The organism is Roseobacter sp. (assembly GCF_024639605.1).
Lineage (GTDB): Bacteria > Pseudomonadota > Alphaproteobacteria > Rhodobacterales > Rhodobacteraceae > Roseobacter.
The window spans coordinates 8,676-14,728 of the sequence record NZ_JAHEHZ010000049.1; the positions used below are offsets into that span (position 1 = coordinate 8,676).

General features: G+C 61.1%; 5 protein-coding genes. 3 read left to right on the top strand and 2 right to left on the bottom strand.

The window, feature by feature from the left end:
- The first annotated feature begins 275 nt into the window (after positions 1-275).
- Positions 276-836 (top strand): type 1 glutamine amidotransferase domain-containing protein, encoded by a 561-nt coding sequence (locus tag Q0M35_RS08495; protein ID WP_295314134.1) that lies wholly within the window; start codon positions 276-278, stop codon positions 834-836.
- 247 nt (positions 837-1,083) lie between these two features.
- On the opposite strand, the gene Q0M35_RS08500 is transcribed toward Q0M35_RS08495, so the two are convergent.
- Complete coding sequence (locus Q0M35_RS08500; RefSeq protein ID WP_295314136.1) at positions 1,084-2,622, bottom strand: trimethylamine methyltransferase family protein; 1,539 nt, start codon at positions 2,620-2,622, stop codon at positions 1,084-1,086.
- A 413-nt stretch (positions 2,623-3,035) separates the two neighbouring features.
- Here Q0M35_RS08500 and Q0M35_RS08505 point away from each other — a divergent pair, with 413 nt between their 5' ends.
- Positions 3,036-3,692: a hypothetical protein gene (locus tag Q0M35_RS08505; RefSeq protein WP_295314138.1), complete on the top strand. Its 657-nt coding sequence runs from the start codon at positions 3,036-3,038 to the stop codon at positions 3,690-3,692.
- On the opposite strand, the gene Q0M35_RS08510 is transcribed toward Q0M35_RS08505, so the two are convergent.
- Positions 3,687-4,862 carry an aminotransferase class I/II-fold pyridoxal phosphate-dependent enzyme gene (locus Q0M35_RS08510; RefSeq protein ID WP_295314140.1) on the bottom strand — a complete coding sequence of 392 codons (1,176 nt, stop codon included), beginning with the start codon at positions 4,860-4,862 and terminating at the stop codon, positions 3,687-3,689. The genes Q0M35_RS08505 and Q0M35_RS08510 overlap by 6 nt on opposite strands.
- Before the next feature lie 222 nt (positions 4,863-5,084).
- Between Q0M35_RS08510 and cysS the strand changes: the two genes are divergently transcribed.
- On the top strand, positions 5,085-6,053 hold a 969-nt coding region (gene cysS, locus Q0M35_RS08515), incomplete at its 3' end, for a cysteine--tRNA ligase (RefSeq protein ID WP_295314142.1).

Genomic DNA, 6,053 nt, shown 5'->3' on the forward strand with positions numbered 1-6,053 from the left:
CTTTGTTCCTTCCCACCTTTACAGGGGGCGGGTGCGCTCGCCCTTGACGACGTTCAGGCCGCAGGCAGAAAAATACCGAGCGGTTAACAAACTGAGCCTGAACGGCGAAACTCAACGGGGCCCTCACGGGCTCCGTTTTTTCTTTTATACCTTTTAAGCGCGACAATACCGCCCAGCCGGGATTATTGTCCGAACTTTCTGCGCTTCTGCGTGTTGGGCCGGTGAACGCAATGAGGCGCGGGCATCGGTCTGCGCCGCAATGAAAGGAGTAACGCATGACACAGATCAGTAATGCAAAAATCGCCATTCTCGCCACACACGGCTATGAGAAATCTGAACTTTTTGAACCCAAGCGCCAGCTGGAAGAGGCCGGTGCCGAGGTCATCATCGTGTCGCCGGAAAAAGGCGAAATCACCAGCTGGGACGACCAGTCATGGGGGCGCAGCATCGGCGTCGACATGGATATCAGGGACGCCCGCGTTGAAGACTTCGATGCTCTCGTCCTTCCGGGTGGCCAGATTAACCCGGACATCCTGCGCACCGACGAGCACAGCGTGAAGTTTGTGCATGATTTCTTTAACACCGGCAAGACGCTGGCTGCCGTTTGCCACGCGCCATGGATGCTGATCGAAGCAGATGTCGTGCGGGGTCGCAAAGTCACATCCTGGCCGTCCGTTAAGACAGATCTGATAAACGCCGGCGCCCATTGGGAAGACAGCGAGGTGGTTGTCGATCAGGCACTTGTCACTTCGCGCAACCCCGGTGATCTGGACGCGTTCTGCGCCAAGATCATCGAAGAGGTTCGTGAAGGACGCCACGACCGCGCGGCAGCGTAAGTACCGCCCGCAATAACAACTTACGCTTTTTTACTGTAAGGCCGGAGTTCTGCTCCGGCCTCTTTTTTGTGGCCTGCGTACCGGGAGGCGGTGGAAAACAGGCAGCTCAGTCCGGTCTGACGCCCGTCCGAAACAAATAGCTCTGCCGATTCGCGTACGGGCAGCATGTCCTCAGCAGCCTTTGCTGCGTCGATCAACGGGCGGTCATCCGGCCCCTCTGGCGGGTACAGGCGATCTTCTGTCAGGGTCAGGCCGGCAGATAGATCCTGAAAACCTCGCGCAGGCGCGCATCCAGTGCCGGATCAAAACGTGCAGCAGAGCGGTTGGCCAGTATTTCCTCTTTGCGCGCTGTGGCCCGTTCAATCAGGTCCGGTTTGCCTTTCTCGTCCCATTCCTTGGGTGATGTCCGGTCGCCGAGCGCCGGGTAGACGTGATCGGCTTGCATGCGCCCCAGGGTCTGAGTGGTGCCCAGATAGTGCCCCGGCCCGCCGATGCAGACCTCACGCATCTGATCAAGCGCCATAGTCTCGTCGGTCACTTCGATGCCCCGCACGCAACGCAACGCCTGGCCGATCAGATCGTCGCCAAGAATGAGCGACTCGTGGCAGAAGCCGAGCAGCGAAGCATGCATGCCCGCGGCCTCATAGACCATGTTCAGCCCCGAAAGACCCGCCATGACATTCGAGCACATCTGCTCCCAGCCGGCCTGCATGTCGGGCAGTTTGGCATCGGCAATACCGGCCGCGGCACCCCCCGGCAGATCATAGTATTTGTGCATCTGTGCGCAGCCTGCCGTCAGCAACGCCTGTTCTCCGGACCCGCCGGTCATCGCGCCGGTGCGCAGGTCGAGACCAAAGGGCCAGGTGCCGAAAATCGCCGGATGGTCGGGTTTGACGGCCTGCACATACACCAGACCCGCGAGGCATTCAGCCACCGCCTGGACGATGGCACCCGCCACGGTGGAGGGCGCTGTTGCCCCGGCCATGCCCGCTGACAGGAGCAGTACCGGCATGCCGTATCTGATGCACTCCTCCATCACCAGACAGGATTCGGTGGCAAATTTCATCGGTGGGACGACAAAGCAGTTGGAATTGCTCATGAACGGGCGTTCGCGCCACTTGTCCTCACCGCCTGCAATCATATGCAGCATTTCGATGGCCGGTTTCACATGGGACGGGTCATAAAACGATGTGCCGATGTGTTTGGTGGTGCCGCTTGTGGTGGCATAGACCGTGTTGAGGTCCATTTCGCAGTTGTCGGTTATGTCGCGGGCGACCATCGGGCGCTGCAGAAAGTGGATGTTGTCCAGCACATTGGCGATACGTGCGGCGTCATGCAGATCCTGCAGGGTGCTTTCGCGATAGTTGCGACCCAGTGCGTCCACCATGTGCACGGCAGCCCCGGCCGTTCCGTAGTGTACCCGGTTGCCGGACAGGTCGAGGTCGTGGGTGGGATCCCGGCCACAAAGGACGATGCGCCGGTTGGCTCGTGCAATAGCGTCTTCAACCAGCGCGCGCGGAAAGCGGATGCGGCCGTCGGCCCCCTGTTTTGCCCCTGCCGCGGTCAGGTATCCGACACCCGAAGGCGGCGCATCCGCAAGGCCGATCTCCTCGAGCGCCTGCAGTGCAGCACCGTGGATGCGGTCCATCTCTGCCGGGGTCAGTGGTTTGTAGGTACCACCTTCAAGACCGGGGCGCACAGGGCGCAGATGATCGGGCAGGGCGGTGGCGCGGGCGGCGCGCCGGGCGGACCGGCCGCCGCTGCGGGTCTGGGTTTTCTGTGTCATGAGGAAATCCTGATATCGTGAGGGGGGCAGGTCGGTCAGACCACCCGGGGCCTTCCGCGTGCCGCGCGGCCCCGTTCCGCGCCGATGGTGCGTACAATCAGACTGATCTTACTCCAAAGACCCTGCATCGGCTCTCCTCGTCGATATGTCTGCAGCCTGCGGCAGGCGGCCGCGTCCGGTCAAGCCTGTTTGCGACGACCGGTCGTTTTTGAACCACCGGCGAAGTCCGGAAATCCGGCAGACCAGGTCCCGGGCTGCGTTTCGCCGGGGCTGGCTGGCACCATTGCCGCGACATTGCCTCAGCGGCTTCACCACACTGTAAGCCACCGTACGTTGACCAAAAAAACGGTGCTGCACAGTTGTCACGGGCACAGGGGGCATTCATGCCCCGCAAAAACATTGGAGCAGAGAGGATGAAACGTACATATATCGCAGTCGCGCTGACAAGTATCACCGCTCTGACCGCCCCGGCCTTTGCCGGTGCCCTCGAAGTGCCGGTGGTTCAGTCGGCACCCGCCGCGCCGGTGGTGCAGGAGACCGCCTGCGGGACCCGGACCGTTGCCTGCGGTGGTGCGCAGCAGGGCTACGGAGATGTCAGCGCTGCCGGCGCGCCTGACGGTGTGGATGGCAACGGAAACATTCAGGGTGTGCACATCGGCTATAATTATGACTACGGCACCCGGGTGTCGGGTACAGAGTTTGATCAGGACGATGCCGGAATTGATATCGGTGGCGGTGCCACAACAGTCGATGACGTGACCCGGCTGAAACTCAAAGCTGGAAAAGATACGGGCAACTGGTGCCCGGTGCTGCTGCCGGTGCCGCCCATGCGGATACCACTGTCTGAAGTGACACAGGCTCTTTTTATGGTCCGGGCGTGTCGTATCAGGCGACGGAGCGCCGGCTCGCAGGAGCCGGGGTGCTGCGCCATAACGTCAGCAATCCTGGCGGGACGTCCGGCCCTGATGCGGATGCCGGTACCTTCACGGATCGCGCATCGCTGCGCTTCTGAGCATAGTCTTGTATCGGAAACTGACCTGGCGTCCTTGTGTCGTGGGGCTGTGCTATGACGCCGCCAGTGTTTCCGCATGGGCACAGAGCCTGCGCAGGGCGGCAACAAAGACATCATCGGCCACCGTCATCGCAACACGTATATGCCCGGAGGCTGCATCCCCGAAGCTTTCGCCCGGCATGACTGCGATCCGGTGCGTGTCGAGCAGATCATTGGCAAAGCTTTCTCCGGAAAGACCCGTCGCGCGCACGTCCAGCATCAGGTACATCGCCCCCTGCGCCGGCACCAGTGCAACGGCATTCTGATCGGCCAGCACTTCCCGGGCCAGTTGCCGGCGGCGGCGGAAAGGCTCTGAGACCTCCTCCTCGAATGCCTCTCCCTGACGCAGCGCAAAGAGACCCGCAAGCTGGATAAAGCCCGGCACTCCATAGGTGATGTTTGTCGCCAGGCTGATCAGATCGGCAATTGCATCTTCGGGCCCCACAAGCCAGCCACAGCGTGATCCGGTCATGGCGTGTGATTTTGACAGCGATCCGACAACCAGTGTGCGCTCCGCCATACCGGGCAGGCTGCGCGGGCTGATATGCCCGCCCTCCCAGACCTGGGTGTCATAAACCTCGTCCGAGATCAGCCACAGGTCGTGAACGGTGCAGACCTGTGCAATACCTTCCAGCGTGGCCCGGGAGTACACCACGCCGGTGGGATTGTTCGGGCTGTTGATCAGCAGCGATTTTGCCCCAGGAGCTCTGGCGGCGATGGCCTCCGCGCGGGGCTGAAACGCATCTGCTGCACGGGCCTGAATACTGACGGGCGTGGCACCGGCGGCGCGGACCGTAGAGGGATAGGTGGCGTAAAAAGGATCTATGATAAGCCCGGTGTCACCGGCATCCAGAGCCGCAATATGGGCCGAATAAAGAGCGGATTGTCCGCCTGGCGTGATCAGCACATTGGCGGATGTGGTCGGCACGCCGGTGCGCGCGCTGACGCGGGCGGCCACTGCCTCGCGCAGCGCCCCGATGCCGGGCACAGCGGCATATCCCGTGTGACCTGCAAGGGCTGTGTCGTACATTTCGCGCAGGACCGGGGCGGCGGTGCCGATATCATGCTCGCCGATGGTCAGTTCGGTCACGTCCACGCCCGCCGCTATCATTTGCCGGGCTCTGAGAAAAACGTCCCACCCGTCTGATCCGCCACCATTGATGCCGCGCAGGCGCTGTGAAAGCTGCATGTGATGTCTCCGCCGGAATGTCGGGGCAGGGGCGCAGAGCATATACGATTCGTCAATTGCTCTTGACCGGCGCGGGCGCTGCGTGCCAGAGATATGCCATGACCAGAGCCGCAGACATTCGCTGTATTATTATCTGAACGCACCCTGCGGGCAGTTTTCGGTCGTTTCCATTCTGACACATGATTGCTATGCCCGCGCTGACGCCGCGCAAGGACGCAATTCATGACCAGAGTTTCGCTTTATAACACCCGCACACGCCGGAAAGAGGCGTTTTCGCCGATCGACCCCGATAATGTGCGCATGTACGTCTGCGGGCCTACTGTCTATGACCGGGCGCACCTCGGCAACGCGCGTCCGGTGATTGTCTTTGACGTGCTCTTCCGCTTGCTGCGGCACGTTTACGGGCCGGATCATGTGACCTACGTGCGTAATTTTACGGATGTGGACGACAAGATAAATGCCGAGGCGCAGCGTCGAAAAGACGCCGGCGCGCCCGGAACGCTGGAAGCGCTGATCCGCGAGCGCTCCGATGAGACGATCGCCTGGTATCTGGAAGACACAAAAGCGCTGGGTACGATGGAGCCGGACCACATGCCACGTGCAACGGAATATATTCCGCAGATGGTCGCGATGATCGAAACGCTGATCAGGCAGGGCCACGCTTATGTTGCGGAGGGTCATGTGCTGTTTGCGGTGGAAAGCTGGCAGGAAAGCTATGGCCGCCTCTCGGGTCGTTCGGTCGATGACATGATTGCCGGCGCGCGGGTTGAGGTGGCGCCCTACAAGCGCAACCCGATGGATTTCGTGCTCTGGAAGCCCTCGGGCGAGGATTTGCCGGGGTGGGAGAGCCCCTGGAGTTACGGGCGCCCGGGCTGGCACATCGAATGCTCTGCCATGGCAAAGGAACTGCTGGGCGAAACCTTCGACATTCACGGCGGCGGCAATGATCTGATGTTTCCGCATCATGAAAACGAGATCGCTCAGAGCTGCTGCGCCAATGAAACGGATTGCATGGCCAACGTCTGGATGCACAACGAGATGCTGCAGGTCGAAGGCAAAAAGATGTCCAAATCGCTGGGTAATTTCTTTACCGTGCGCGATTTGCTGGAGCAGGGCGTGCCGGGCGAAGTGATCCGTTTTGTGATGCTGTCGACCCATTACCGCAAGCCGATGGACTGGACGGAGAAGAAG